We start from the raw sequence: 26,799 nt of genomic DNA on the forward strand, positions 1-26,799 counted from the left end.
TAGTACGTTTGGTCATATTTCGAGGGCAATCCTAGGGTGTTTGACGCAAACGGTGGGGGCAAATGTTGGTCAAGTTACACTCCGGAATCAGTTGTTACATAGACGTACTACCTGATATCGCCCAAACGGGGTAGCTAATCACCCGAATCGAGTAGGTAACTCGCTATCGAGGACGGACAGGCTTACCGCGTCTGCGTGAAAACAGTCGCCGTGATGCGATCACGGGGGAACCAATGTAAAAATTCCCACGCGCAGACGCATGAGCGATGCGTCCCCTTTCAGGGGAGACAAGCGCCCCGTTTCCCTCGGACGCAACCATGACAAAGCGCCTGCTTGGCGCTGCAGTGCGTAATCAAAATGGAAAACTGGTAAGCCCGGCATTGCACCAGGACTGTGCGTGCTGCGGTTCGGCCTGAATCAGCGGTTTCAGGGCTGAACGGGAACCTGCAAGTGGCGCGAACGCGACGCCATAAATCAGAGAACTAAGGATGTACGGATAAACAGGGTAAATGGCTCCTGTTAATAATCATCCGACCTTGTAACCAAATTAAAAAATTCCATCCTGGCTGCACAAGTCATGTAATTCTTGCGCAATAAATTGTCTCAAGATTGTCGCAACTTTTGAAGGATTACAAATGTTCCGGGACATCTTATTGCCAAATGCGAAATTGAAGCAATCCGGGGTCTACTATGAGTCCGGACTGCACCGAAAAAGTGCTGCCATTACTGCCAATGCCACTTATTTTGGCAATCCGGAGTGGGCTCAGGAATACCTGGATTTTTGCCACCGCGACGCCCATTTCAGAAGCCGGTGGCTTGCGGCCGCCGGCGACTGGACGGACAAGGTGGTCATCGACCTGGGCTGCGGCCCCGGGAACATCTTTGCAACCGTGGGGGGAAAGCCGCGGCTCCTGGTGGGCGTGGACGTTGCCCCGGGCTCGCTGGAATTGGCTGCAAAGCTCGGCTATACGGCGGTGCTGGCCGATGCGGCCTACACCCCGTTTCGCTCGCATGTGGCCGACATCGTTGCTATCAATGCATCGCTGCACCACTGCGACGACATGGCCGCCGTGCTGCGAGAAGGCGCCCGGCTCGTAAAGCCGCACGGCCTCTTGGTGACCGACCACGACCCGCAGCTCACCGCGTGGGACTACAAGGGCATTGCCAAGCTCATGTGGGACGCACGGTTATGGGTCTACCGTGCGATTCGGCATGGCTTTCACAAAACCGGCACGCAGCAATCGTGGGGCCTGGCAACCGAGATTCATCACCAGCCGGGCGACGGAGTCACCAAGGAGTTCTTCAAGGCCACGCTGGAGCCGCTTGGTTTTGATGTTCACGTGTATCCGCACAACCACCAGATAGGCGCAGAGGCGCTGAACGGCGTGGTGGGGCCGGCGCAATGGAAGTACCGGCTGGGCAATGTGCTGTCCGGCCGCCGGCCGTCTGCGCCTGGCAGTGCGTTGTCATTGATGTGCGTGGCCAAGCGACGTGGCGACGCGCCCACGATGGCGGCGGAGTAAAGCCGCCCTGCAACAACAACAATGAGGAGACCAAACCATGCTTTCAACCCTGATGCCGCTGACCCCCAGCGCATACGAACAGAAATTTCTGGACAACCAGGACGAGAACCTTTTCATGGGCTCGTTCGAGAGTTTTGCCGCCGCAGAAGCGGGCGCGCCACCTTCAAAGGCGGTGGGCTACGACAACGCCGAAGCAGCCTGGGAAATCTACAGCCACCAGATTTATTTCTATGACTACCCGGGCCTTTACTGGCTCTCCAGATCCATCGACGCGGGCATGTCGAACGTGTTCGACCTGGGCGGGCACGTGGGCATCAAGTACTACGCGTTCAAGCGTGTGCTGCCGTATCCCGACAACTTGCGCTGGACTGTGTGCGATGTGCCGGGCGTGGTGCAGACAGGGCGCGAACTGGCCGTGCGGCGCGAGGCAACCGCGCAATTGAGCTTTACCACCCGCTACGAAGATGCGAGCGGTTGCGACGTGCTGTATGCATCGGGCAGCCTGCAGTACTTGCCCGTCCAGATCTCCAGGATCATTGCATCGCTAGCCGTAAAGCCCAGGCGCATCGTGCTGAACACGACCGCGGTTCACCCCGAGCGAACCATCTACACGCTCAACAGCATCGGTTTTGCGGTGTGCCCGTATCGCATTCAGCACGACGAAGAGTTGTGGGCCGAATTGAGAGGCGCCGGATACAAGCGGCGCGACGCGTGGCGCAACGAGGGCAAGCCGATCGAAGTGCCCTTTGTCGAGGGCGGCGACAAGCCTTACTACGCGGGGTGCTGCTTCGACCTTGCCGGCTAGGGGCGGCAGGAGGAGAAGACCTCTCGCGAGGCCTTTTTTCATCAGCGTGCGTAGCGTGCGAGCTCGTGCTTGGCAATTGCGTTGCGATGCACTTCGTCGGGGCCGTCTGCCATGCGCAGGTGGCGCGCATAGGCCCAGAAGTTAACCAGCAGCGTGTCTTGGCTCAGGCCCATGGCGCCAAAGGCTTGCATTGCATCGTCGATTACCTGAATGCAGTTGTTGGGCGCAATCACCTTGATCATCGCGATCTCTTGCGCGGCCACCTTGTTGCCCACCGTGTCCATGCGCCAGGCTGCGTGCAGCACCATCCATCGGGTCTGGTCGATCAGCATTCGGCTCTTTGCAATGCGTTCGCGCCACACGCCCTGTTCGGCCAGCGGCTTGCCGAAGGCCACGCGCGACACCACGCGTTCGCACATCATTTCAAGCGCCGACTCCGCCATGCCGATCATGCGCATGCAGTGGTGAATGCGCCCCGGCCCAAGGCGGCCTTGCGCAATTTCGAAACCGCGGCCTTCGCCCAGCAGAATGTTTTCGACAGGCACGCGCACGTTCTCGAACAGCACCTCAGGATGACCGAAGGGCGCATCGAAGTGATTGACCAACGCCATGTCCCGCAACACCGTAATGCCGGGCGTGTCGGCAGGCACGATGATCATCGACTGCTGTTGGTGGCGATTGGCATTGTCGGGGTCCGTCTTGCCCATGAGGATGAACAGCTTGCAGCGCTCGTTCATGGCGCCCGTGATGTACCACTTGCGCCCGTTGATCACATATTCATTGCCTTCGCGCCGAATGCTGCATGCAATGTTGGTGGCGTCGGAAGATGCCACCGCGGGTTCGGTCATTGCAAAGGCGGAGCGGATCTGCCCGTCGAGCAGCGGCTGCAGCCAACGTGCCTTCTGCTCGGCCGAACCGTAGCGCTCGATCACCTCTGTGTTGCCCGTGTCCGGTGCGCTGCAGTTGAATGCCTCGGCGCTCCAGTAGCGCCGCCCCATGATCTCGCACAGCGGTGCGTATTCGAGATTGGTCAGGCCTGCGCCGTGCGCCGTCTCGGGCAGGAACAGGTTCCACAAGCCCGCTGCACGAGCCTTTTCCTTCAGCTCTTCCAGGAGCGGAAGGCCCGTGTAGAAGCCCCCGTTCTTCTGCGCGTTGAGATACGACTGATGCGCCTCTTCAGCCTGCCGCTTCTCGTTCGGATAGATGTGTGCATCCATGAAGGCGAGCAGGCGTGTGCGCAAGTCCTGGACCTTGGGCGTGTAGGCGAATTCCATGAGGGCGTCTTTCGGAGAGAGGCGTTGGGGAGTGCCTCGATGGTGCCCGGCCGCGGGGCGGGAGGCTGTCTCCTGCATGACGGTCCCGCACGCGTCGAAGCAACGGCGGATGCGTTGCCGTCTTTCAACCGGCGGCTGATCGCGCGGGCGCGGGGCTAAGCCGATTCTTGCGAGGTGGGGTGGATCGAAGACCGCAAGGGTCTTGCAAGGCACTGCTTTGCACCAGCGTGCTGTAGATGCGGCTGATGAAGCGCTGGAGCGGGCGAAGGGAATCGAACCCTCGTATGAAGCTTGGGAAGCTGCCGTTCTACCATTGAACTACACCCGCATTTTGCAACTCGTTGATTTCTAACGAGTGCTCGACTTGAGTGGGTGATTCTACAGAGGGAAGTTGAAGATTCAACTTCGACCGTGTTCCCGATGCCGCCCCGCCTCACCCTGTCAACTTGCCAATGTTGGGTAAGTTCAGTCCACCGGCAGTGACCGGGATCGGCCGCTCGTACCCGTGAAGCGGCTCCCATCGCAGACGTCCTCGGAGCGTGCATGGCTGAAGTTCAAGGGCTTGCAGCAGCTGACGCCCACGGCCTTCAGTGTGGATCTTTGTCGTTTAGCATCCGGCTATGCAAGATACCTGTCGCCTATGCGGGTCGAAGTCCCGGTTCATGTTCACGCACGAGGTCTTGGGCCGTCACCAGGTCGACTATTTCGAATGTGAGAGCTGCGCGAGCCTGCAAACCGAAAACCCCCATTGGCTGGACGAGGCCTACGCGATCCCTGGAGTGCACGTCGATGTTGGACAGGCTGCGCGAGTTGTGCAGACCTGGGTGCGGCTTTGCTTTCTTCTGGAGACCATCGGTTTCGACAAACAGCGCGAATGCATCGACTACGGGGGATCAGCTGGCCTGCTGACTCGCTTGATGCGGGATAGCGGGTTTAAGTACTTGGCTTACGACGCCTATGACGATTCCAAATACGCGAACTACTTCAAGGTCAACCGCCTGGACGACATTTCTCCGAGCCTGGTGACCGCTTTTGAGGTTTTTGAACACTTTCCACAACCGGCCGAATCCATCGGCGAGTTGTTCGCGATAAAGCCTGACTTGATCGTGTTTTCAACAGTTTTCTACGAGGGTCAGGGCCCCGAGTGGGAATACCTTGTGCCCTACTGTGGTCAACACATATTCTTCTATCGGGAGCAGGCGCTTCGAGCGTTCGGGGAGCGGCACGGATATGCGCTTCGTCGAAGTCAGGATTTCTGGCTGATGATTCGCGAGACAAGTCCCTATCTCGCGGCGTTTGACGCCAAACACAATGCGGTGATGGATGCCGCTTTTGTTGGCGAGTTATTTCTGCGCGTTGGGCATGGCACCGAGCAGACGCTTCAGGACTATTCCTATGCAAAGGACCGGTTCATAAGTGAACTCGGCACCGCTCGGAGTGCAACCGCGAAGCCCAAGAATTGGTTGCGTCGACTGTTGGGCCTTGCGTAGGAATCCCCTCCCTCCTGGCTAGGCTTTTCTGTTGTTGAATCTCAGCTTCGATCAGGCCGGTGGCTAGAAGCACCGACATTGCCAAGGATGCGAAGGCTCGTGAAACGGAAGGGTTACGCCCCCGCCCGAAATCCGACTTTTTTGCCCAACTAATCTGGACACCGCCACATTCCCTCAAAACAATCCGGCACCCTCAGGTTCAACAAAAAGCATTCGTTGAGGGGATCAAGAAAATGCACCTGCTCTTCTTGCTGCGGCTGCAGCATGTCGAGTTACCTATGGAGATCGTGGAGCCGGAAGAAATCAGGCACGTGTCCGTTCTGAAGGCCACGGGGTTGGTAGAGGCGGATATTGCACCTGCCATCGATCCATCGGGCAAGTTCAACATGGCCCGCACCGCGGTGGTAACTGCAATCACGCCCGAGGGAATTGCCGAAATTACCCAGCTGCGCACGGAGCGGATGCGCCCCGCAACCACATGGCGCGCGGCCAGGCGCCACCGCCGCAGCGAACGTGCCGCGGCAACCGACCCCCACCGAAAGCAATGCAGCCGATGCGGTGCGCCCTATCAGCCGAACGCTCAGGCTTGCACTTGCTTCGCCGCACCCGAATCAGAACCCAGCGCACCGACCTGAGCGGGCGGGCCGCCCAGGGCACTGCGGCCACAAACACAAACCGCGCTCGTCCGACACGGCGCGGCTCGCCAATGGCCGACCATGCGGCCATGTCGACGCTTCAAAGCATTGCTGTCACGGTCATCGAGGTGGAAGAGGGCGCCTACCGCTGGCGCCTGGTCGAGCTTGGCGATGAGGAAGAGGGGCAAGGCTGGAGCGTCTTGCGCCAGCAGCCAAGGTCGATGAAGACCTATAAGGCCGCGATGGCCGCCGGCCTGCTGGAGCTGCAGAAGATGATCAACGATCTCGACCTTGGGCCGCGAGACGATGAAGAGGCCGGGCCGGCAAAGCCCGCCAAGAAGAGCGGACCGGTGTTCGGGTTCGGCTTTGGCCTGCCGAAAATGGGCTGACGAAGACGATCGAAAAAGGGCTGAAGAGAAGAAAGGGCGCCGGGCCGTTTCAAACCGGCCCGTACAGCGCCCTGATGTGCCGGCCCGCGTTGGCGGAGGCCGAGTCGCCATAACCGTCGCCTACCGCGGCGCACAGTTCCGCAATGCCGTGGGCGAATTCGATATGCATCTGGTCGAGCCGTTCGCCCGGCTTGATGATGCCTACCTCGGCCGCCAGCGAGGTGAAGTTGGTTTCGGGGTCGCGCACCAGTTGCTCGGGCTCGGGGGTGTTTTCGAAGTGCTGCCGCGCCACGTCGGCGGGTTCGCGGTCGCCCACCACCCGCACCAGGCTGAGGCCCTGGTCGATCAGGAATTCATGATCGGCACGCCCGCCAGCCAGCCGCGTCCATTCGGCGGCGAACAGCGAAGCCCATTCGAGGCGGGCATTTCTTGGGGCAAATTCAGGCATTTCGCAGGACCGGGAAAAGTACTCCGAAAGTATACATCTGAGTTTCTGGCCGTTGTGCACCAATTCGGCCTTGCCTGCGATTGCCGCCGCCCGAGTCACCGCAGGAAAACATGCTCCATGAACTGCCTGATGGGGTACTGGATCATGGTTTGCACGCCCGCCGGCAACTCCAGCGGGCGCATCAGCATCTTGAGGGTGGCGCCGGCGCTCAGGTTGGTGCGCACGGTGCTGTTGATGCGTGCACTCAGTTGCTGCACAAAAACCGTGTCATCGGCGCGCTCGGGCGAGCGGGAGCGCACCACGTGCCGAATGGCGCAATCGGCGTCTTCGCTCTTCAGCTCCAGCGTGCGCCGGCCTATGGTGCCGAGCACGCGAAAGCGGCTGAGGCGCTCCTGGTCGCGGTAGCGGCGAAAGAACCGGTAGAAATGCTTGTAGTGGCTCACCTCGTCGGCCGCAATGCGGCTGGCCAGGTCGCGCAGCACGGGCTCGGAGGTGGCGCGCGCCATGGCTCGGTAGTAGGTGGCGGTGCCGGTTTCGACCACGCACCGTGCGGCCATTTCGAGCCCGCGCGTGGGGGCGAGCAGCTCGACCCTGCAATAGGTGGCGTATTCCTCCAGAAATCCGCGGTAGGCGGTTTCCCAGTCGAACTCGGGCCACACATGCGCGACGTAGGCGCGCAGCGCCTTGCCGTGCTGCAGTTCTTCGGCCTCCCAGTGCTGCGCGAGCCAGGCGGTAACCTCGTCGTCGCCGCGGAAAAAATCGACCAGGTTATGGGTGTACAGGTCGGAGCCGCTCTCGATGAGGGAGGCGGAAGCGACAAGATAGAAAAGATTTTCGTCCTGCCGGACTTTGTCGCGTGCAATGCGCGAAAACTCCAGATCCTCGATTTTCCAGTGTGGCGCCTCATGACCTGCCATGCGTGCTCCTTGATTCGCATCGGGATGAAAACAGCAGTTAGGACGAGGCCGAACGCGTTTGGTTCTCTCCCGCGACAGCCCATGGTAGCGGCGCAGCCCACCCCAAGCTGACGGGCGCTGGCAGGCAAGGCGCGGGGCGGTAGCCAAACCTATAATCGTTTGTTCAAGTAAATCAAGCAGTTAGGTCGGTTCGACGCAGTGGGTTCGACGAGAGGGTCGCCATCGCCAGGCCGTCCCCGACAGAAGACGAAATCCAAAGATGAGCCAGCCCACATTCACGGTCGCGGACATCCGCAAGACCTTTCTCGATTTCTTCGCCTCCAAGGGCCACACGGTGGTGGCCTCGAGTTCGCTGGTGCCGGGCAACGACCCGACGCTGATGTTCACGAACTCGGGCATGGTTCAGTTCAAGGACGTGTTCCTGGGCGAGGACAAGCGTCCCTACGTGCGCGCTGCATCGGTACAGGCGTGCCTGCGGGCCGGCGGCAAGCACAACGACCTGGAGAACGTGGGCTACACCGCGCGCCACCACACCTTCTTCGAGATGCTGGGCAACTGGAGCTTCGGCGATTACTTCAAGCGCGAATCGCTCAAGTGGGCCTTCGAGCTGCTGACCGAGGTCTACAAGCTGCCGGCCGAAAAACTCTGGGCCACGGTCTACATCGAGGACGACGAGGCCTACGACATCTGGACGAAAGAAATCGGCCTGCCGCCGGAGCGCGTGGTGCGCATCGGCGACAACAAGGGCGGTCGCTACATGTCCGACAACTTCTGGATGATGGCCGACACCGGCCCCTGCGGCCCGTGCTCCGAGATCTTCTACGACCACGGCCCCGAGATCCCCGGCGGCCCGCCCGGCAGCCCCGATGAAGACGGCGACCGCTACATCGAGATCTGGAACAACGTGTTCATGCAGTTCGACATGCAGCCGGACGGCTCGGTCAAGAAGCTGCCCGCGCCTTGCGTGGACACCGGCATGGGCCTGGAGCGCCTTGCGGCCATCCTGCAGCACGTGCACAGCAACTACGAAATCGACATCTTCGACGCGCTCATCAAGGCCGCCGCTCGCGAAACAGGTGAGAAAGACCTGGGCAACAACTCGCTGCGCGTGATTGCCGACCACATTCGCGCCACCTCGTTCCTGGTGGCCGACGGCGTCATACCGTCGAACGAAGGCCGCGGCTACGTGCAGCGCCGCATCGTGCGCCGGGCCATTCGCCACGGCTACAAGCTGGGCCAGAAGAAGCCGTTCTTCCACAAGCTGGTGCCTGACCTGGTCAAGCTGATGGGCGACGCATACCCCAAGCTGGTGGCCGATGAAAAGCGCATTACCGAAACGCTGAAGGCCGAGGAAGAACGCTTCTTCGAAACGCTCGCCAACGGCATGGAAATTCTCGACTCGGCGCTCGCCAACGGCGCGAAGACGCTGCCGGGCGACGTGGCATTCAAGCTGCACGACACCTACGGCTTTCCGCTCGATCTTTCGGCCGACGTGTGCCGCGAGCGCGGCGTGAGTGTCGACGAAGCCGGCTTCAACGCCGCCATGGAAAAGCAGAAGGCTGCGGGCCGCGCGGCCGGCAAGTTCAAGATGGACCGCAACGTCGAATACGGCGGCGCGGGCAATGTCTTCACCGGCTACGAACACCTCGAAGAAAACGCCAAGGTGGTGGCGCTGTACTTCGAAGGTGCGGCCGTGCAAGAGCTGAAAGAAGGCCAGCCCGGCATCGTGGTTCTCGACACCACGCCCTTCTATTCGGAAAGCGGCGGCCAGGTGGGCGACCAGGGCGTGCTGGTCGCCGAAGGCGTTCAGTTCGGCGTTGAAGACACGCAGAAGATCAAGGCCGACGTGTTCGGCCACCACGGCACGCAGACGCAAGGCACGCTGAAAGTGGGCGACACCGTCAGGGCGGCCGTCGACACCGCACGCCGCGCCGCCACCATGCGCAACCACTCGGTCACCCACCTGATGCACAAGGCCCTGCGCGAAGTGCTGGGCACGCACGTGCAGCAGAAGGGCTCGCTGGTAGATGCCGACAAGACGCGCTTCGACTTTGCGCACAACGCAGCGGTCACGCACGACCAGATCCTCGAGATCGAAAAGCGCGTCAACGCCGAGATTCTTGCCAACACCGAGACGCACGCGCGGGTGATGGACATGGAATCGGCCCAGAAGACGGGCGCCATGATGCTGTTCGGCGAGAAGTACGGCGAGAGCGTTCGTGTGCTCGACATCGGCACCAGCCGCGAACTTTGCGGCGGCACGCACGTGGGCCGCACCGGTGACATCGGCATGTTCAAGATCGTGAGCGAAGGCGGCGTGGCCGCCGGCGTGCGACGTATCGAAGCCGTTACCGGCGCCAATGCGCTCAGCTACCTGCAAGACCTCGAATCGACCGTGCAGAGCGTGGCCGCCACGCTCAAGTCGCCCACTGCAGAGTTGCAGGGCCGGCTCACCCAGGTGCTGGAGCAGGTGAGGGCGCTGGAGCGCGAAGTGGGCTCGCTCAAGGGCAAGCTCGCATCGTCCAAGGGCGACGAACTCGTTTCGCAGGCCATCGACGTCAACGGCATCAAGGTGCTGGCCGCCAAGCTCGACGGTGCCGATGCCAAGACGCTGCGCGACACCATGGACAAGCTCAAGGACAAGCTCAAGACCGCGGTGATCGTGCTGGCTGCGGCCGACGGCGCCAAGGTGCAGGTGGCCGCAGGCGTTACCAGCGACACGGTGGGCAAGGTCAAGGCTGGGGAGCTGGTCAACTTTGTGGCGCAGCAAGTGGGCGGCAAGGGCGGCGGCAAGGCCGACATGGCCATGGCCGGCGGCACCGATGCCGCGGGCCTGCCCGCAGCACTCCAGTCAGTGCAGGCCTGGGTGGCGGAACGCACCTGATGGCTTCCACCGAGGTGCTCGGCTCCCCTCCCGGCGAAGTGCTGGTGATGGGAGCGGGCACCATCGGTTGCTTCATCGGCGGCAGCCTTGCCGCGGCGGGTGTCCCCGTTACCTTTGTCGGCCGCCCGCGGATGCTGCAAAGCCTTGCGGCGCACGGCCTGGCACTCACCGATCTCGAAGGCGGTTCGCGTCGCTTGCCCGCTGCCAGCCTGCGGTTGAGTGACCAGGTGCCGGTCGGCGCAACGCCGGCACTGGTTCTGCTGTGCGTAAAGAGCGGCGCCACGGCAGAGGCGGCCGCCGAGCTGGCCTTTGCGCTGCCGGCGGGCACCACGGTCGTTTCGCTGCAGAACGGCATTTCCAATTGCGCCGCGGCATCGAGGGCCGGCCCCACTCTCGGTGTACTGCCCGGCATGGTGCCGTACAACGTGGCTGAAACCGCGCCGGGCGCCTTTCACCGGGGCACGGCAGGGCGGCTGGCCGCAAAGGACGACGCAGCGCTGCGGCCCTGGGTGCCGGTGTTCGAGCGTGCCGGCATACCTCTCGACCTGTACGCCGACCTGCTGCCCGTGCAATGGGGCAAGCTGCTGCTCAACCTGAACAATCCGGTCAATGCGCTTTCGGGCTTGCCGCTGCGCGAGGAGTTGCTGCAGCGCGGCTACCGCTGCTGCTTTGCCGCGCTGATCGACGAGGCGCTTGGCGTGCTCGGCAGCGCCGGCATTGCACCGGCACAGGTGGCCGCGGTGCCGGCGCGCCGGCTGTCGACAGTGCTGCGCCTGCCCGACTGGCTGTTTCGCATCGTCGCGGCGCGCATGCTGCGCATCGATGCCAAGGCCCGCTCCAGCATGGCCGATGACCTGGCGCTCGGCCGGCGTACAGAGATCGATGCGCTCAGCGGAGAGGTCGTGCGGCTTGCGCACCACCAGGACATGGAAGCGCCGCGCAATGCGAGGATGTCGGCTTTGCTCGAAGAGTGGCCGCAGCAGCCCAGGCGCTGGACTGCGCAGCAATTGCAAGACGCACTCTGGCTTTAACGCTGCAGTAAATGCATGCAATCTGTGGCTGTGCGGTCACAAGGCGCGCGCCTGTTTTCTTGAGCAGCCAAGCGATTGCAGCAAGAAGAAGGAACCATCTTCGTAGTGCATTGCGCGCACGCATTCAATGACTCCCTTTGTCGTATGGCGCGCGAACATTTTGAGAGGGAAAAGTTCCGCGATCCGTTGAGTGGGCGCACGCGATCAGCTAAAAATGTTCGCACTTCCAAGGAGGGAGCGCGCACGTGAAGCTATCCATAACAGCCCACAAGAACTTGCCGTCGCAACCCCGGTTCCATGCCGGCAATGATGAGTTGGCGCGCGTGCGCTAAGCCCACTCTCCAGGCATTCAACCCGGCCCGGCACAGCCATTCCATAGCCCTCGCGCATCGACGGGAATGGAACCCCTCGCCCCCCGCATCCTCGGACCACCCGCCTGAAGGCGGTGGGTTCGGTGCGGCACGCGCGTGCCGTGCCGGCTCAAGAAAAACAGGCATGTAGCTCGCGTTGTCCTGCGAACGTTTCGTTCGCCGGGAGGGTGCGGTGCCGCCCCGCCTGTTCGACGTGCTTTTCATTCCATCCGTTCATTCCTTTTTTGCGCGCTCGCGCCACACCGGCTATCCGCCGGTACATGCGGGGCGGTGCCTGTCTTTACCAAGAGGCGATCATCATGAAGAAACTTGTCAAGCCAGTCGTCAACAACCTTGCCATTACCGCCGTGACCCTTGCCACCCTGGTGGCCTGCGGCGGCGGAGGGGGCGGCGGTGAATCTTCTTTCGGGGGCACTGCGCTGAATGCGCCAGAACCGCTGGCGGAAAGTGCGGCCTCGCCCAAGGCGCCCGACGACGGACCGGCGCTCGCACCGGCGGCAGCCGGGCCGCAGGTCGACCGGTCCGTCAAGCCGATGGAGCTGCCCGATACCGTCTGGCCCATCAACTACAAGCTCTGGTTCAGGCCCGACGCGGCACTGAAGACTTTTGTGGGCCGCGGCGACGTGGAGATCGAAGTGCTCAAGCCGGTGGATGCCATCGTGGTGGCCGCGCATAACCTCAAGTTTGCCAATGGCCGCACCACCTTGCGCAAGCTCTCGAACCCTGCCGAGGCGATTCCGCTTGTTCCTACCCCGCAGACGCTGGGCGACTTTGTTCAGCTGCGGCGAAACGATGGGCAGATTGCCAAGGGAAAGTATCTGCTGCACATGGAGTGGGACGGCAAGATCCAGTTCTCCGATGCGGAATATTGCCCGCCCGACGAAATGGCTCGCAACCCGTTCTGCTCGGCGGCCACCGGCATTTTCAAGGTGGGCCTTTCCACGCCAGAGGGCGTGAGCAGCGACGCGATCGTGACGCAAGGCGAAACCAACTACGCACGCCAATGGTTCCCGGGCTGGGACGAGCCGGCCTTCCGCCACACATTCGAGATTTCGGCCGAGGTGCCGGGCGATTGGCAAACCGTGTCGAACGCCGCGCAAAAATCGGCCGTCAAGCTGCCCGACGGCTACCAGCAGGTGTCGTTCGAAAAGACACCCTCCATGCCGATGTACCTCACCTTCTTCGGCGGCGGCAAGTTCGACATTCTTTCGGACACCTTCAAGAGCCCTCTGGACGGCAGCGAAATGCCGCTGCGCTGGTTCACGCCGCCGGGCCGCTCCACCTGGGCCACCTTTGCAATGGAGTGGACCAAGGTGGCCATGGACTACTACTACAACTACACCGGCATTCCGCTGCCGTTCAAGAAGTTCGACACCGTGGCCGCCAACGACAGCTACAACAACAAGCCGAACACCGGCTTTGGGGGTATGGAAAACTGGGGCTCGATCTTCGAGTTTGCCGATCGCGTGCTCACCAAGCCCGGCGACACGCCCACGCTGTATTCGGTCACGGTGGTCACGCATGAAATTGCGCACCAGTGGTTCGGCGACCTGGTCACGCTCGACTGGTGGGACAACGTGTGGCTCAACGAGTCGTTCGCGCGCTGGTTCGACCGCCGCACCACGATCAAGTTTCACCCGAACTACTACAGCTTTTCGGACTACGTGCTCGACAAGCACAGCGTGATCGTGGCCGACCTGAAGGACACCGCGGTGCCGGTGCAGCGCAACCTGAACGATGCGGGCTCTTTCGGTTTCATCAGCCCGTCGATCTTTGTCTACAACAAGGGTAGCCATGTGCTGGAAATGGTGCAGAACTACATTGGCGAAGAAGCAATGCAGAAGGGCCTGCAGCTCTACCTGAAAGACTATGCGTTCGGCAATGCCACGCCGTCGCGGCTGTGGAACTCCATTGAAAAGGCGAGCGGCGGAAAGAAGGTGGCCGACATCGGCGACAGCTTCATCCGGCAGACCGGCGTGCCGCTGCTCACCGTGGATGCGCAATGCGCGGGCGACCGCACCTTCGTGTCCATGGCCCAGGAGCCGTTCCCCAACCAGAACGCCTATCCGGCGTCGTCATGGACCATTCCCGTCACGCTGGCCTACGGCGATGCAATGCAAGAGCGCAAGACCTTCGTCATGGCCACCAGCACCACGCAGCTCGAGCTTCCGGGCTGCACCGCGGTGCTTGCCGGGCCCACCGGGCAGGACTACTACGTGAGCAACTACAGCACGCAGTCGTGGAGCGATCTGCTGGCCAAGGCGCAGAACTTTGCCGACAACAAGCCGCTGCTGCTCAACATCGAGAGGGATGCATTCCGTCTCCTTTCGATCGGCCGCATCACCCAGGCGCAGTACGACCAGATCAAGGGTGTTCTCAACCTGCCGTCGACCCTGCTCGCCAAGACAGAGGCCAGCCAGCAGAAGATGATGGTTCAGGAAGCCGGCGGCAAGGAAGACTACCCGCACGCATTGCGCTACCAGGGCAGCCTGAAGCTGCGCGAGAACGACAAGCGCTGAGGAGCACCGCCATGAAAAAAGCATTGAGCTACCTTGCGGCCGGCGCGTCCGCCCTCCTGTTGCTGTCGGGCTGCGGCCCGGGCGGCGGACCCGAGGCCGAACTGGTCGGCGTGTACGCCGTCAAGAGCAACGGCGCTCTGAAAGAGCTGGTGAAGATCGAACGCCAGGGCGGCCGCTACATCATGCGGGACAAGGTTCGCACGCCCGAATGGAGCGAACCCAAGATGCAGATGCAGCCCGTGACGCGCGAGGCCTGGCAAAGGATTACCACCGACACCGGCAACACGGCTTTCGTGGGCGTTGCGAGTGAGCAGCTCGGCGTGTTCAAGGTGCCGCCCGGCTGGAAGAAGAACGACTTCAGCACTGCAACCGGGTACTTCCTGTTCTATTCGCGGGGACCGGTCGAAGCCCACAAGCTGTGAGCCGAAAACCCTGACCTGTGCAACGCGAAGGCCGGCCGGCTAAGCCGCAGGCGCTGCAGGTGCAACAGCGGCGCCCTCGATGCGATGGCGCGCCAGCGCATCGGCGACAAAGCCGCCGGCCTTCATCTCCTCGACAAACGCCGCCAGCAGCGCCCGCGCGTCTGCGCCGCGGCTGGCAGGCGTGCCCATTGCCTGCTGGATCACCATGAAGCGGCCGGGCAGCACGCGCACCCCTGGCTCGCGCTGCGCCTCTGCCTCGAGCAGTTGCTTGATGCCGGCGGCCACCTCGACCTGCCCTGACCGCAATGCCGCGAGTGCCGCCGGGGCGCCTTGCAGCCGAACGATTTCTGCGTTCTTGATCTCGCGCGTCAGGAACAGGTCGTAGGCACTGCCTGCACCGACTGAAATCCGCACGCCCGCGCGATCGACTTGCGCGTTGTCGGCAAGCTCCGATGCGCTGCGCACCAGGTAGCTGCCTTCGATGAGAACATAGGGCGCTGTAAAGAGCAGCCCTTCGCTGCGGGCGGGGTCGATGGCGAAGAAGCCGATGTCGGCCTTCTCGTTCCTGACGGCATCGACCGACGCCGCTGCCTTTTCGAAAACCACCAGCTCGATGCCCACGCCAAGCCGCCGTGCGAACTCCCGCGCGAGGTCGATCGACACTCCCACCGGCTCGCCCGTGGCCGCGTCCTTGCTGGCGAGGATCGGATTGCCGAGGTTGATGGAAGCGCGCAGCGTGCCGCCGGGCGCAAAAGCGGACACAAGGGCAGGGGAGGGCTTCGGCTGCGTCATGGCGTGGTTTCGTCCAGAAAAGTTCAGATGGCAGGGCGGACATGCCGGCGGGAAGCCATCAGTTTACGGGTGGGCCGGCCGGATTTCCTACTGCCAAAAGCGAAGCAGGCCCACCGGCGGGGCACGGTGTTTAGGTAGGCTCGGCATACCCCGGATAGAGCCTTCGTGCCGTTCCCTTCGACTTGCAGATTTCCCTGTTTCATGACGAGCAACCCGCCCGACATTGCCCATGTTCTACGTCCTTTGCGCGCCGCCACGCACGAGCTGCACGAGGCGCTGGACAGCCGGCTGCCGATTGCCCGCGACGACGCATCTCTGGCCGACTATGCAAACCACCTGCGCGCGTTGCGTCCGTGGCTGCAGGCGGTGCGAGACGCGCTGGCCGCCTCTGGCGTGCCCGGGCTCGAACGCAGCGCCCGCCGCGCCGACCGCCGCCTTGCAGCGCTCGCGCTCGATCTTGACGATCTCGGCGCACCGGCCGGCAGCGAGCAACACAACGCTTCGCATGGCATAGGTCCGGGGCTGGCCGAAGAAGCCGCGCGCGAACCCGCCTTTGCCTGGGGCCTCGCCTACGTGCTCGAAGGCTCGCAGCTTGGGGGCATGGTCATGCACAAGCGGCTTGGCCCGCGCCTCGCGCCGCATCCGATGCGTTACTTCCAGCCAGTCGATGCGCCCGGAGGGCTCGCGGCGCAATGGAAGGATTTTGTGGCACAACTCGGGGCTGCGCTGGCCGATCCGGCCGCCATCGACGCAGCGCGCCGAGGCGCAGTTGCGGGCTTTCGCAGCCTCATGCCCCGCTTTGGACTGCAGGGCTTGTAGGAACGCGCTGACGAGGTTCCGCAATAGGCACAGGCATGATCCCCGCCACTCGTTTTTGCGCGCCGCCGGCCGCGTCGATTGAATGACCCAGCCTCACGCGACCCACCCCATTTCCCACGCTTCCCACACCTTGCAGCCGCCTGAGGTCGACCTGTCGTCCTGCGACCTCGAGCCGATTCGCGTGCCTGGCTCGATCCAGCCGCACGGCCGCATGCTGGTGTTCGAGCCTGGCTCGCTGGAGCTCGTCGCATGGAGCGACAACTGGCCCGGCGGCCAGCTGCAAGCCGCGCAGCAGGCCGTTCGCGGCATGGCGCTTCCGGCGCTCGAACCAGGTGCCAGGCCGGTTTCGCTGGGGACGCTGCGCGTGGCCGACGAAACCTTCGACGTGGCCGCGCACCGCAGCGACCGCCACCTGTTCGCCGAGTTCGAGGCCGCGCTGCCCACTGCCGGCAACGAGGCGCCGATCTATTCGCTCGGGCGCGTCTTCCTGCCGAAGCTGCAGGAGGCGTCCACGCTCGAACAGCTCACGCAACTGGCCGCCGCCGAGATGAAGCGCCTGACCGGCTTCGGCCGCTGCCTGATCTACCGCTTCGATGCGGCCGGGCACGGCGAGGTGCTGGCCGAAGAAGCCGACCCAGGCTACGACAGCTACACCGGCCACCGCTTCCCGGCTTCGGACATTCCGCAGCAGGCGCGCGCGCTCTACCTGGTCAACCAGTTCCGGCTCATCGCCGACGCTGCCTACACCCCGGTACCGCTGCGCGCCGACGACCCGGCGCTCACCGCGGCCGATCTCGACCTTTCGCAGGCGCAGCTGCGCAGCGTCTCGCCGATACACCTCGAGTACATGCGCAACATGGGCACGCTCGCGTCCATGTCGGTTTCGATCGTGATCGACGGCAAGCTGTGGGGCCTTATCTCTTGCCACGACCACCGGCCGCGTTTTCTGGACACCGGCACACGGCTCGCCTGCGAGCACCTGGGCCAACTGCTGTCCTTGCAGATCCATTCGAAAGAAAGCAACGTTGCCGTGGCCGAGCGGCTGGAGCTGCGTCAGCTCACGCTGCAGATCGTCTCGCACCTGTCGGACAGCGACTCCACGCTGCAGCGCCTGGTGGCGGAGCCCTCGCTCATGCTGCGCCTTGCACGCGCTACCGGTGCGGCCGTGGTGCGCGACGACGAGGTCTGGAGCGTGGGCGACGTGCCGACGCGCGCGCAGGTGCTCGAGCTTGCCGGCTGGATTGCCGGCATCGGCACGGAAGTCTACGAAAGCAGCGAACTGCCCGCACACTTCGCGCCCGCGGGCGAGTTTCGGAGTGTGGCGGCGGGCGTGCTCGCAATCTCGATCTCGCAGGTACACCGGCACCTCATCCTGTGGTTTCGGCCGGAGATCGTGCAGACGATCCAGTGGGCCGGCAATCCGCAAAAGCCAAGGGCGGCCGAGAGCGGCCGCATTCATCCGCGGTTGAGCTTCGCAAGCTGGGCCGAAGAGGTGCGCGGACGCTCGGCGGCCTGGACCTCGGCCGAGGTGGGCGCCGCAGTCGAGCTGCGCCAGGCCCTCATTGGCGTGGTGCTGCGCCGCGCCGAAGAACTGGCGGCCGTGGCCACCGAGCTTGGCCGCGTCAACAAGGAGCTGGAAGCCTTCTCGTACACCGTCTCGCACGACCTGCGCGCGCCCATGCGGCACATCGCTGGCTATGTCGACCTGGTTGCCCAAACGGAGGGCCGCCAGCTCAGCGAACGCGCACACCGGTACCTGGGACACGTCAAGGATGCAGCCGCCTTCGCGGGGCAAATGGTCGATGCGCTGCTCGACTTTTCTCGCATGGGCCGCGCCGCGCTGAAGCAGCGCCTGGTCGACACCAAGCCGCTCGTCGATGGGCTGGTGCGCGAGCTTGCGCGGCTGGAGCCCTCGCGCCGCATCGAATGGCAGGTCGATGCCGCATTGCCTGCGCTCTACGCCGATCCGCTGCTGCTGCAGGTTGCCGTTCGCAACCTGCTGGCCAATGCGGTCAAGTACTCGCGCACGCGCGATCCGCAGCGCATCACGGTGCGCGCGATTCGCGGCGAGCTGGGCAACGGCCTGGAGGTTCAGGACAACGGCGTGGGCTTCCAGATGAAGTACGTCGACAAGCTGTTCGGCGTGTTCCAGCGGCTGCATCGGGCTGAGGAATTCGAAGGCACGGGCATCGGCCTGGCCAACGTGAAGCGGATCGTCGAGCGCCACGGCGGTACGGTGTGGGCAAAGGGGGTGATGGACGAAGGCGCGACCTTCGGCTTTGTCCTGCCCAACCGGGAACAGGGCAACGACCATGCGGTGGGCACGCCGCCAGACAACGGAGAACAACATGCTTAAGCCGATCCTGCTCGTCGAAGACGACAAGCGAGACCTGGAGCTCACCCTCATTGCGCTGGAGCGCAGCCAGCTTGCAAACGATGTCATCGTGCTGCGCGACGGAGCCATGGCGCTCGATTACCTGCGGCGCGAGGGCGAATATGCCGACCGCGCCGAAGGCAACCCGGCCGTCATCCTGCTGGACCTCAAGCTGCCCAAGGTCACCGGCCTGGAAGTGCTGCAGGCGGTGCGCGCCGATTCGGGGCTGCGCAGCATTCCGGTGGTCATGCTCACGTCTTCGCAAGAAGAGTCGGACGTGCTGCGCAGCTACGAGTTCGGCGTGAACGCCTATGTGGTGAAGCCTGTGGCGTTCGACCAGTTTGTCTCGGCCATTGCCGAGCTCGGAATTTTCTGGGCGGTGCTCAACGAGCCGCCGCCAGGTTCGCTGAAGGCGGCGCGCCGAAATGAATAGCCGCAGCGTCGCAAGCGGGCCGAACGAGGCCGTCATGCCCGCCACCATCGACGTGCTGATCCTCGAGGACTCGCGCTTCGACGCGGAGCTTTTGGGCGAGGCCCTTCTGGCCGCGCTGCCGCAGGCGCAAACGAGGGCCGTGCGCGACGAGCGCGACTTTGTCGCGGCACTTGCCGAGCGCAGCCCTTCGCTCATCCTGTCCGACTACGAACTGCCGGGCTTCTCGGGCGCCGAGGCGCTCGAGATCGCGCAGCGCATGGCGCCCGAGACGCCTTTCGTCTTCGTCTCGGGGGTGATCGGCGAGGACAACGCGGTCGAACTGCTCAAGCGCGGCGCAACCGACTATGTGAGCAAGGGGCGGCTCACGCGCCTGCCGGTGGTGCTCGACCGCGCCCTCAAGGAGGCCGCCGACCGCCACGCCAAGCGCGTGGCGGAATCCCAGTTGCAGGCAGCGAACGAGGCCTTCCGCGAGGCCGAGTTGCGCAGGCTTGCGCTGATGGAGCTGGGCGACCGCATCCGCGACATCGACTCCCCCGCCGAGATTGCCTACGTCGCATCGGCCATGCTGGGCGAGCGCCTTCGCGTGGACCGTGCGGGCTACGGGCTGGTGGACAAGGCCGCCGAGACGATATCGATCGACCGCGATTGGACCGCGCCCGGTGTTGCCAGCCTTGCGGGCCTGCTGCATTTTCGCGACTACGGTTCCTATATTGAAGACCTGCAGCGCGGCGCAACCGTGGCCTTTGCCGATGCGCGGCTCGACCCGCGCACCCGCGACAACGCCGACGCGCTTGTGGCCCTTACCGCCCGCGCGGTCGTCAACATGCCGCTTACCGAGCGCGGCGGGCTGGTCGGGCTGCTCTACCTCAACCACGGGCAGGCGCGCGAGTGGACGCAGGACGAACTCGACTTTGTGCGCGAGACCGGCGACCGGGTGCGCTCGGCCATTGCGCGGCGCGAGGCGCAGATCGAACTGCAGGCCTTCGCCGAATCGCTGGAGCGGCAGGTCGAAGAACGTGCCGCCGAACTGGAGGCCGCGCGTGAGCAGTTGCGCCAAAGCCAGAAGCTCGAGGCCGTGGGCCAGCTCACGGGTGGGCTCGCGCACGACTTCAACAACCTGCTGGCGGCCATCAGCGGCAGCCTCGAACTGATGCGCCGGCGTGCCATCGACGGGCAGCCCGCCGAGTTGGAGCGCTACATCGGCGTGGCGCAGGGCGCGGTCAAGCGCGCGGCCGCGCTCACGCACCGGTTGCTCGCCTTCTCGCGCCGCCAGACGCTGGAGCCCAAGCCGCTCAACGCCAACCGGCTGGTGTCGGACATGGAAGAGCTGCTGCGCCGCACGCTCGGCCCCGAGATCGAGCTGGAGCGCGTGGCCGCAGTGGGGCTGTGGAACGTGCATGCCGATCCGAGCCAGTTGGAGAACGCGCTGCTCAACCTGTGCATCAACGCGCGCGACGCCATGCCCGAAGGCGGCAAGCTGGTCATTGAAACCGCCAACCGCTGGGTCGATGCGCGTACCGCCAAGGAACGCGACATGCCCATGGGGCAATACGTGTCGCTGACCGTGAGCGACAACGGCGTGGGCATGACGCCCGAGGTGGTGGCGCGCGCCTTCGACCCCTTCTTTACGACCAAGCCCATCGGCATGGGCACGGGGCTGGGGCTTTCGATGATCTACGGCTTTGCCAAGCAGTCGGGCGGACAGGTGCGCATTTATTCCGAGCCGGGCAAGGGCACCTCGGTGAGCATCTACCTGCCGCGCCACGACGCGCAGGAAGAGGCCGCGAGCGAACCGGTGGAGGCGCCGCTTGCGCCGCGCGCCGACCAGGGGGACACGGTGCTGGTGGTCGACGACGAGCCCGCGCTGCGAATGATCATTGTCGAAGTGATGCGCGGCCTGGGCTACGCCACGCTGGAGGCCGGCGACGGTGCGGGCGCGCTGCGCATATTGCAGTCGCCGCGCCAGCGCATCGACCTGCTTGTGAGCGACGTGGGCCTGCCCGGCGGCATGAACGGCCGGCAGGTGGCCGATGCGGCGCGCACCGCGCGGCCCGGGCTCAAGGTACTGTTCATTACCGGCTATGCCGAGAACGCGGTGCTGAGCCACGGCCACCTCGACCCCGGCATGCATGTGATGACCAAGCCCTTCGAGATGGACGTGCTCGCGCGGCGCGTGAAGGAACTGATCGAGTCTCGCTAGGTTTCGCCAGGGCCTTGCTGGCACCACGCGGCCGGGGGGCGTCAGCGGGCCGTGAGCGGCTCCAGCCCGGTCTTCGAGATCGTGGGCGCCGCGGCCGGAGAGTTGAGATAGCGAATCAGCTGGCGCGCGCCTTCCGGCTGCTTCGATGCGGTCGCAATACCTGCAGAGAACACCGTGTTGCGCTGCACCTCGGCGGGCAGCGGGCCGATGTAGTCGATGCCCTCGATCGGCAGCAGTTCGCTCACCTGCTGCAGCCCCAGTGCCGCATCGCCGCGCGCCACCACGGTGCCCACGCGCTCGCTCAGAATGCGCTTGCTCTTTGGCTTGACCTGGTCTTCGATGCCGAGCTTCTTGAGCAGCTCGGTCTCGTAGTAAGTGCCGCTTGCGCTGGCCGAATAGGCGATGGAAGGCGCAGCCACCAGCGTGCGCTTGAGCGCATCGACGGTGGAGATGTCGGGCTTGGGCGCGCCCTTGCGCACCGCAAAGCCAATGGCAGAGCGCACCAGGTCGACCTGGCTCCCCGGCACCACCTTGCCTTGCGCCACCAGCGCGTCGAGCGCCGGGCGCGCAAGGATCACCACGTCGGCCGGTTCGTTGCGCGACAGGCGGCTTGGAATCGAGTCTTCGGCGTTGCCCATCGAGGCGCCATAGGCAGTCTTGACCGTGTAGCCGCTGCTGCGCTCGAAGCCGGGGCGCAGATCGTTGTAGGCGGCAGTGAAGCCGCCCGAGGTCATCACATGGATGTCGCCGCCGGCCGGTTGCTGCTTGCCGAAGCTTCCGCAACCGGCAAGTGCGGCCGCAGCGGCCAGCAGGGCCGCGCGGCGGGTAAGGCGATGCAACGAGAAAGGCTGGGTCTTCATGATGTCTCCTGAATGGTTCACGCCCATCGTAGGCAGCAAGGCTGTCATTCAGCCCTCAGCATTTTTGGGGTAAGTACCGAGGGGAGTGGCCTGCTATGAAGCCTTTGGATTACATGCCGGAGCTTCGGCCTCGTCAACGCGGGCTTTTCATCAGGCCAGTTGTCCGCTCGCCAACGCCGCCGCGGCTGCGCGCGTTTCCACGCCGAGCTTCTCGAAGATGTGCTCCAGGTGCTTGTTGACCGTGCGCGGGCTGGTGCCGAGGATTTCGCCGATGTCGCGGTTGGTCTTGCCCTTGGCAAGCCACGACAGCACCTCTGTCTCTCGCGGCGTCAGCGCCGCTTCGGCGAGCCGTGCCGAAGAAATGCCGGCCGCACTTTCGCGCTGCACCGCAAAAAGCAGCATGGTTTCGCCGAGTGCCGCGGCGCCGAGGTTGCGCACCGAGAGCCGCGTGCCTGCGGCCGTCGTCAGGGCTATTGCGGCGCCTTGCGCGAGCACAGGCCCCAGCGACGCCGGCAGCAGGCCCGCTGCGGGCGGTGCATCCATGGCGTGCAGCCACAGCGCGGCTTGCGGAGAACGCCATGCGATGCGCCCGTGCGCATCGACAAAAACAACGCCCATGCCGGCCACGTCGACAGCGTCGCGCGCCATGCGGGTGATGCGCGCGTTGCGCGTGTGCGTGTGAAGCCGCGCGAGCACTTCCTGCGCGCGAATGGGCTTCACCACGTAATCGACGCCGCCGCACTCGAAGCCCTCGACCACGTGTGCCGTTTCTGAAAGGCCGGTCATGAAGAGCACCGGAATGTGCGCGAGCGCCGCGTTGGCCTTGATGCGCCGGCAGGTCTCGAAGCCCGAGAGGCCGGGCATCAGCCCGTCGAGCAGGATGGCATCGGGCACCACCAGTTCAAGGCGCTGCAGCGCGGCCTCGCCGTCAGCGGCAACCAGCACGGTGTAGCCGCTCGATTCGAGCGTGTCGCACAGCATGCCGAGGCTGCTGGGTGCGTCGTCCACCACCAGCACCACAGGGCGTTCGGTTTCAGGGGGTGAGAGTGTCTGCATCTTCTGCGAGTGCCTTGCGGAGATTGTCGAGTTCGAAGCGGGTCACCATGCCGCGCAGCCAAGTGCAGGTTGCGGCCGCAGGGGGAGAGGCGGCGGCAAGCCGGTCGAGCACCTGGTGCAGGCCGCGCACGTGGCCCATTTGCACGAGCCGCATCAGCTCTGCGCGGTCGTCTTCGGAAAGAGCGAGCTGCTCCGGCCGGGGCGCTGGCTCGGCCGTGGGCGGCATGGCTTCGTTCAGCGCCAGCCATTCGAGCCCGAGATGGCGCTCCAGAGTGGCAATCAGCTCCGATTCGATCACCGGCTTGCCTACGAACGCCTGGCAACTGGCGGCGCGCAGAAGCTCGGTCTGGTTCTCGAACATGTTGGCCGAGACGATGATGATCGGAATGCCGCTGAAGCCCGAGGCGCGCACCAGGGCAGCGGTTTGCCAGCCGTCCATGTCGTCCATGGTCAGGTCCAGGAGAATTGCGCTGGGCAGGTTTTCGCGCAGGCTGTCGAGGCACTCGGTGCCGCTCGCGGCCTCGCGCACCTCGAAGCCCAGCGGCACCAGCATGCCGGCCAGCATTTGCCGCTGCACCGGCTGGTCGTCGACCACCAGCAGGGTGCGCCGCTCGCCGATGTAGCCCGACACCAGCCGCCGCAGCGCACCGGCTTGCGCCTGCGGACCGGGGTCGGCCACCTCGCGCAAATAGACGCGCACGCTGAATGTGCTGCCTGCGGGCGAGGTGGCAGCCAGGGCCAGCTCGCCGCCCATGAGCGATGTGAGCAGGCCGGTAATCGTGAGGCCAAGGCCCGTGCCCGGCTCACCTCGCCGCCGGCCCGCGGCCCCGCGTTCGAACGGCAGAAAAATGCGCTGGTGGTCTTGCGGCGCCACGCCGATGCCGGTGTCGACCACGTCGAAGCGCAGCACTTCGCGCCGCGCATCCACATGCAGCGTGACCGTGCCGGTGTCGGTAAAGCGCACCGCGTTGGCCAGCAGGTTGATGAGAATTTGCCGCAGCCGCTTGGCGTCGGCATGCACCCAGGGCGGCAGCCTGCCGCTGTGGGTGTACACGAACGCAAGGCCCTTGTTCTCGGCCTGCGGCCGCACCATGTGCACCACCTCGTCCAGGAAGGCGGGCAGTGCGAGCGGCGCCGGCTCCAGTTGCAGGCGGCCGGCCTCTATGCGCGCCAGGTCGAGCAGCCCGTCGATCAGCCCGAGCATGTGCTCGCCGCTGCGCTGTATGGTCTGCACCGCTTCGCGCGGCGGCGCCACGGCTTCGCCCTTGAGCAGGATCTGCGAGTAGCCGAGGATGCTGTTCAGCGGCGTTCGCAGTTCGTGCGTCATGCCGGCCACGTAGCGCGTCTTCGCCTGGTTGGCGGCCTCGGCTGCTTCCTTGGCGGTTTGCAGGGCGGCGTCGGTACGCCGGTGCGCCTCGATCTCTACGGTGAGCAGGTGGTTGTGCCGGTTCGATTCTTCCTGCGCCATTTGCCGGCTCTCGCTGCCCAGCACAATCCACCACGCGGCCACCGCAGCCACCAGCGAGAGCAGCGCAAACACCTTGAGAAAGGCGCTGCGCAAGGCGGGGTCCATGGCATCGGAGCCCGTGATGGTTTCTTGCGCATACACCACGCCCATCACCGTGGCCAGCAGCGCGACGAGCGAGGTGGCCACCATCAGGTAGTGCGCCACCCGAAAATTGAGCCGCGCCGAAAGCGCCGGAGGCAGCAGCGCCTTGAGCCAGCCGCTCATCTGCTCGGCGGCGCGCGACTCGGTCTTGCAGCGGTCGTGGCAGCGCGATTCGAGCGTGCAGCACAGCGAGCAGATCGGCGCGCTGTAGGCCGGGCAATGCGCCATGTCTTCCGACTCGAAGCTGTTGTCGCACACCGAGCACTTGACCATCTGCCCCGGCGTCCAGCGCTGGATGTCGGTGCGCGCCAGGTAGTAGCGCCCGCGCGTGCGCCACGCGAGCAACGGCGAAACGGCCAGTGCCGTGATGAGCGCAATGAATGGCGAGAACGCCCGCGCCCATTGCCCCAGCACGCCGGAGTAGGCCAGCATGGCAAGCGCAGCCGCCACCAGCATCGCGCACAGGCCCACGGGGTTGATGTCGTAGAGGTGCGCGCGCTTGAACTCGATGGTGCGCGGGCTCCAGCCCAGTGGCTTGTTGATGACCAGATCGGCCACCAGCGCGCCGACCCATGCAATGGCAATGTTGCTGTAGAAGCCCAGCACGTGTTCCAGCGCCGCAAACACGCCCAGCGTCATCAGCAGGATGGCGATCACCACGTTGAAAACCAGCCACACCACGCGGCCCGGGTGGCTGTGCGTGAGCCGCGCAAAAAAATTGGACCAGGCCAGCGAGCCCGCATAGGCGTTGGTCAGGTTGATCTTCATCTGCGACACCACCACGAAGAGGGTGGTGATTGCCAGCACCCAGGCCGGATCGCGCAGCACGTAGGAAAAGCCGGTGAGGTACATCAGCGTGGGCTCTATCGCGTGCTTGCCCGGAATCTCGTGCTGCAGCGCCAGAAAGGCGAGGAAGGCGCCGCCCATCATCTTGAGCATGCCCGGCACGATCCAGCCCGGCCCCGACACCAGCACCGCAGCCCACCAGCGGCCCCGGTTGGCGGCCGTCTTCTCGGGCAGGAAGCGCAGGTAGTCGACCTGCTCGCCTATCTGCACCACCAGCGAGAAGGCCACCGTGGCTGCAGCGCCGAACATCAGCGGGTCGAAGCCGCTGCTGTCGGACGTGCGGCCCACCAGGCCGGTGAAGTCGGCATAGAGCTCGGGCTTCTTGACCAGCACCGCAACGAAGGGGCAGATGAACAGCACGATCCAGATCGGCTGCGTCCATAACTGCAGGCCCGAGATGAGCGTGATGCCGCGCATGACCAGTGGAACGATCACGATCGAAGAGAGCAGGTACAGCAGCGGCAGCGGCCAGTCGATGTACAGCTGCAGCGCCAGCGCGAGGATGGCCGCCTCGAGCGCGAAGAAGATGAAGGTAAAGCTCGCGTAGATGAGCGAGGTGAGGGTGGAGCCCAGGTAGCCGAAGCCTGCGCCGCGGGTGAGCAGGTCCATGTCTACGCCGTGCTTTGCGGCGTAGTACGAAATGGGCAGGCCCGTGAGAAACGTGATGAGCCCCACCACCAGGATGGCCCACAGCGCGTTCGAGAAACCGTAGTTCAGCGCAATGGCTCCGCCAATGGCCTCCAGCGCCAGGAACGAGGTGGCACCGAACGCCGCGTTGGCCACGCGGAACTCCGACCACTTGCGAAAGCTGCGCGGCGTGTAGCGCAGCGCGTAGTCCTCCAGCGTTTCGTTCGCGACCCACGCGTTGTAGTCGCGGCGGATGCGAAAGATCTTCTGGCCGGTGACGGGTTGCATGGTGGGGTCTTGCGGCAAGAGCGTAGGCGGCATGGATGGCAGCAGAGCAAGAAGCGCTCCCTGCGTGCTTTTCGGCCCTGTGCACGGCTTGCGAGTCTGCGGGCCCGGGCGCCTTCGGCCGCTACGTTGAATGACGTATTCGCGGCAGCGCGGGTGATTTCTAAAGTACCAGCCATGGTGCTCGAGG

20 protein-coding genes and 1 tRNA gene are annotated in these 26,799 nt (G+C 64.4%); 13 read left to right on the forward strand and 8 right to left on the reverse strand.

Features of this window, described 5'->3' with window-relative positions:
* The first annotated feature begins 668 nt into the window (after positions 1-668).
* Positions 669-1,523, forward strand: coding sequence for a class I SAM-dependent methyltransferase (locus tag J2X67_RS08900; RefSeq protein WP_309952294.1), 855 nt, complete (start codon positions 669-671; stop codon positions 1,521-1,523).
* Positions 1,524-1,560: 37 nt separating this feature from the next.
* Positions 1,561-2,328 carry a TIGR04325 family methyltransferase gene (locus tag J2X67_RS08905; protein ID WP_309952296.1) on the forward strand — a complete coding sequence of 256 codons (768 nt, stop codon included), beginning with the start codon at positions 1,561-1,563 and terminating at the stop codon, positions 2,326-2,328.
* A 41-nt stretch (positions 2,329-2,369) separates the two neighbouring features.
* Here the strand turns inward: J2X67_RS08905 and J2X67_RS08910 are convergent, their stop codons facing one another.
* Together J2X67_RS08910 and J2X67_RS08915 are read right to left on the reverse strand one after the other, a co-directional pair.
* On the reverse strand, positions 2,370-3,602 hold the full coding sequence (locus J2X67_RS08910) for an acyl-CoA dehydrogenase family protein (RefSeq protein ID WP_309952298.1): 1,233 nt from the start codon (positions 3,600-3,602) through the stop codon (positions 2,370-2,372).
* A gap of 254 nt (positions 3,603-3,856) precedes the next feature.
* Positions 3,857-3,930: transfer RNA gene (locus tag J2X67_RS08915), tRNA-Gly, on the reverse strand.
* 334 nt (positions 3,931-4,264) lie between these two features.
* On the opposite strand from J2X67_RS08915, the gene J2X67_RS08920 reads away from it, so the two are divergent.
* From J2X67_RS08920 to J2X67_RS08930, 3 genes are all read left to right on the forward strand, one after another.
* On the forward strand, positions 4,265-5,092 hold the full coding sequence (locus tag J2X67_RS08920; protein WP_309952300.1) for a class I SAM-dependent methyltransferase: 828 nt from the start codon (positions 4,265-4,267) through the stop codon (positions 5,090-5,092).
* Positions 5,093-5,151: 59 nt separating this feature from the next.
* Positions 5,152-5,727 (forward strand): hypothetical protein, encoded by a 576-nt coding sequence (locus tag J2X67_RS08925; protein ID WP_309952302.1) that lies wholly within the window; start codon positions 5,152-5,154, stop codon positions 5,725-5,727.
* A gap of 89 nt (positions 5,728-5,816) precedes the next feature.
* Positions 5,817-6,116, forward strand: a complete 300-nt coding sequence (locus tag J2X67_RS08930) for a hypothetical protein (protein ID WP_309952304.1) — start codon at positions 5,817-5,819, stop codon at positions 6,114-6,116.
* 49 nt (positions 6,117-6,165) lie between these two features.
* On the opposite strand, the gene J2X67_RS08935 is transcribed toward J2X67_RS08930, so the two are convergent.
* Both J2X67_RS08935 and J2X67_RS08940 read right to left on the reverse strand, forming a co-directional pair.
* A complete protein-coding gene (locus tag J2X67_RS08935; protein WP_281148463.1) occupies positions 6,166-6,564 on the reverse strand; it encodes a hypothetical protein in 399 nt (132 codons plus the stop codon).
* A 95-nt stretch (positions 6,565-6,659) separates the two neighbouring features.
* Entirely contained in the window at positions 6,660-7,481 is an 822-nt protein-coding gene (locus J2X67_RS08940) for a ferritin-like domain-containing protein (protein ID WP_309952306.1), read from the reverse strand.
* Positions 7,482-7,740: 259 nt separating this feature from the next.
* On the opposite strand from J2X67_RS08940, the gene alaS reads away from it, so the two are divergent.
* From alaS to J2X67_RS08960, 4 genes are all read left to right on the forward strand, one after another.
* Positions 7,741-10,365: an alanine--tRNA ligase gene (alaS, locus tag J2X67_RS08945; RefSeq protein WP_309952307.1), complete on the forward strand. Its 2,625-nt coding sequence runs from the start codon at positions 7,741-7,743 to the stop codon at positions 10,363-10,365.
* Positions 10,365-11,396, forward strand: a complete 1,032-nt coding sequence (locus tag J2X67_RS08950) for a 2-dehydropantoate 2-reductase (protein ID WP_309952309.1) — start codon at positions 10,365-10,367, stop codon at positions 11,394-11,396. Before alaS ends, J2X67_RS08950 begins: the two co-directional genes overlap by 1 nt.
* A 670-nt stretch (positions 11,397-12,066) precedes the next feature.
* Positions 12,067-14,286: a M1 family metallopeptidase gene (locus J2X67_RS08955; protein ID WP_309952310.1), complete on the forward strand. Its 2,220-nt coding sequence runs from the start codon at positions 12,067-12,069 to the stop codon at positions 14,284-14,286.
* A gap of 11 nt (positions 14,287-14,297) precedes the next feature.
* Positions 14,298-14,708 carry a hypothetical protein gene (locus tag J2X67_RS08960; protein WP_309952313.1) on the forward strand — a complete coding sequence of 137 codons (411 nt, stop codon included), beginning with the start codon at positions 14,298-14,300 and terminating at the stop codon, positions 14,706-14,708.
* A gap of 39 nt (positions 14,709-14,747) precedes the next feature.
* Here J2X67_RS08960 and J2X67_RS08965 read toward each other — a convergent pair whose 3' ends face one another.
* Positions 14,748-15,500, reverse strand: coding sequence for an ABC transporter substrate-binding protein (locus tag J2X67_RS08965; protein WP_309952315.1), 753 nt, complete (start codon positions 15,498-15,500; stop codon positions 14,748-14,750).
* Between the two features lie 201 nt (positions 15,501-15,701).
* Between J2X67_RS08965 and J2X67_RS08970 the strand changes: the two genes are divergently transcribed.
* The 4 genes from J2X67_RS08970 (at position 15,702) to J2X67_RS08985 (ending at position 21,326) form a co-directional block, all read left to right on the forward strand.
* Positions 15,702-16,319 carry a biliverdin-producing heme oxygenase gene (locus J2X67_RS08970; protein ID WP_309952318.1) on the forward strand — a complete coding sequence of 206 codons (618 nt, stop codon included), beginning with the start codon at positions 15,702-15,704 and terminating at the stop codon, positions 16,317-16,319.
* Between the two features lie 130 nt (positions 16,320-16,449).
* A complete protein-coding gene (locus J2X67_RS08975) occupies positions 16,450-18,675 on the forward strand; it encodes an ATP-binding protein (protein ID WP_309952320.1) in 2,226 nt (741 codons plus the stop codon).
* Positions 18,668-19,126: a response regulator gene (locus tag J2X67_RS08980; protein ID WP_309952321.1), complete on the forward strand. Its 459-nt coding sequence runs from the start codon at positions 18,668-18,670 to the stop codon at positions 19,124-19,126. The genes J2X67_RS08975 and J2X67_RS08980 overlap by 8 nt, the downstream gene beginning before the upstream one ends.
* Positions 19,119-21,326, forward strand: coding sequence for a response regulator (locus tag J2X67_RS08985; RefSeq protein WP_309952322.1), 2,208 nt, complete (start codon positions 19,119-19,121; stop codon positions 21,324-21,326). Before J2X67_RS08980 ends, J2X67_RS08985 begins: the two co-directional genes overlap by 8 nt.
* A 41-nt stretch (positions 21,327-21,367) precedes the next feature.
* Here J2X67_RS08985 and J2X67_RS08990 read toward each other — a convergent pair whose 3' ends face one another.
* The 3 genes from J2X67_RS08990 to J2X67_RS09000 all read right to left on the reverse strand — a co-directional run bounded on the left by J2X67_RS08990 (position 21,368) and on the right by J2X67_RS09000 (position 26,612).
* A complete protein-coding gene (locus tag J2X67_RS08990; protein WP_309952325.1) occupies positions 21,368-22,186 on the reverse strand; it encodes a substrate-binding domain-containing protein in 819 nt (272 codons plus the stop codon).
* Positions 22,187-22,336: 150 nt separating this feature from the next.
* Entirely contained in the window at positions 22,337-23,242 is a 906-nt protein-coding gene (locus J2X67_RS08995; RefSeq protein ID WP_309952326.1) for a response regulator transcription factor, read from the reverse strand.
* Positions 23,220-26,612, reverse strand: a complete 3,393-nt coding sequence (locus J2X67_RS09000; RefSeq protein ID WP_309952328.1) for an ATP-binding protein — start codon at positions 26,610-26,612, stop codon at positions 23,220-23,222. Before J2X67_RS09000 ends, J2X67_RS08995 begins: the two co-directional genes overlap by 23 nt.
* Between the last annotated feature and the right edge of the window lie 187 nt (positions 26,613-26,799).

This window comes from Variovorax sp. 3319 (genome assembly GCF_031456585.1).
In the GTDB taxonomy this organism is placed as follows: Bacteria; Pseudomonadota; Gammaproteobacteria; order Burkholderiales; family Burkholderiaceae_C; genus Variovorax; species Variovorax paradoxus_P.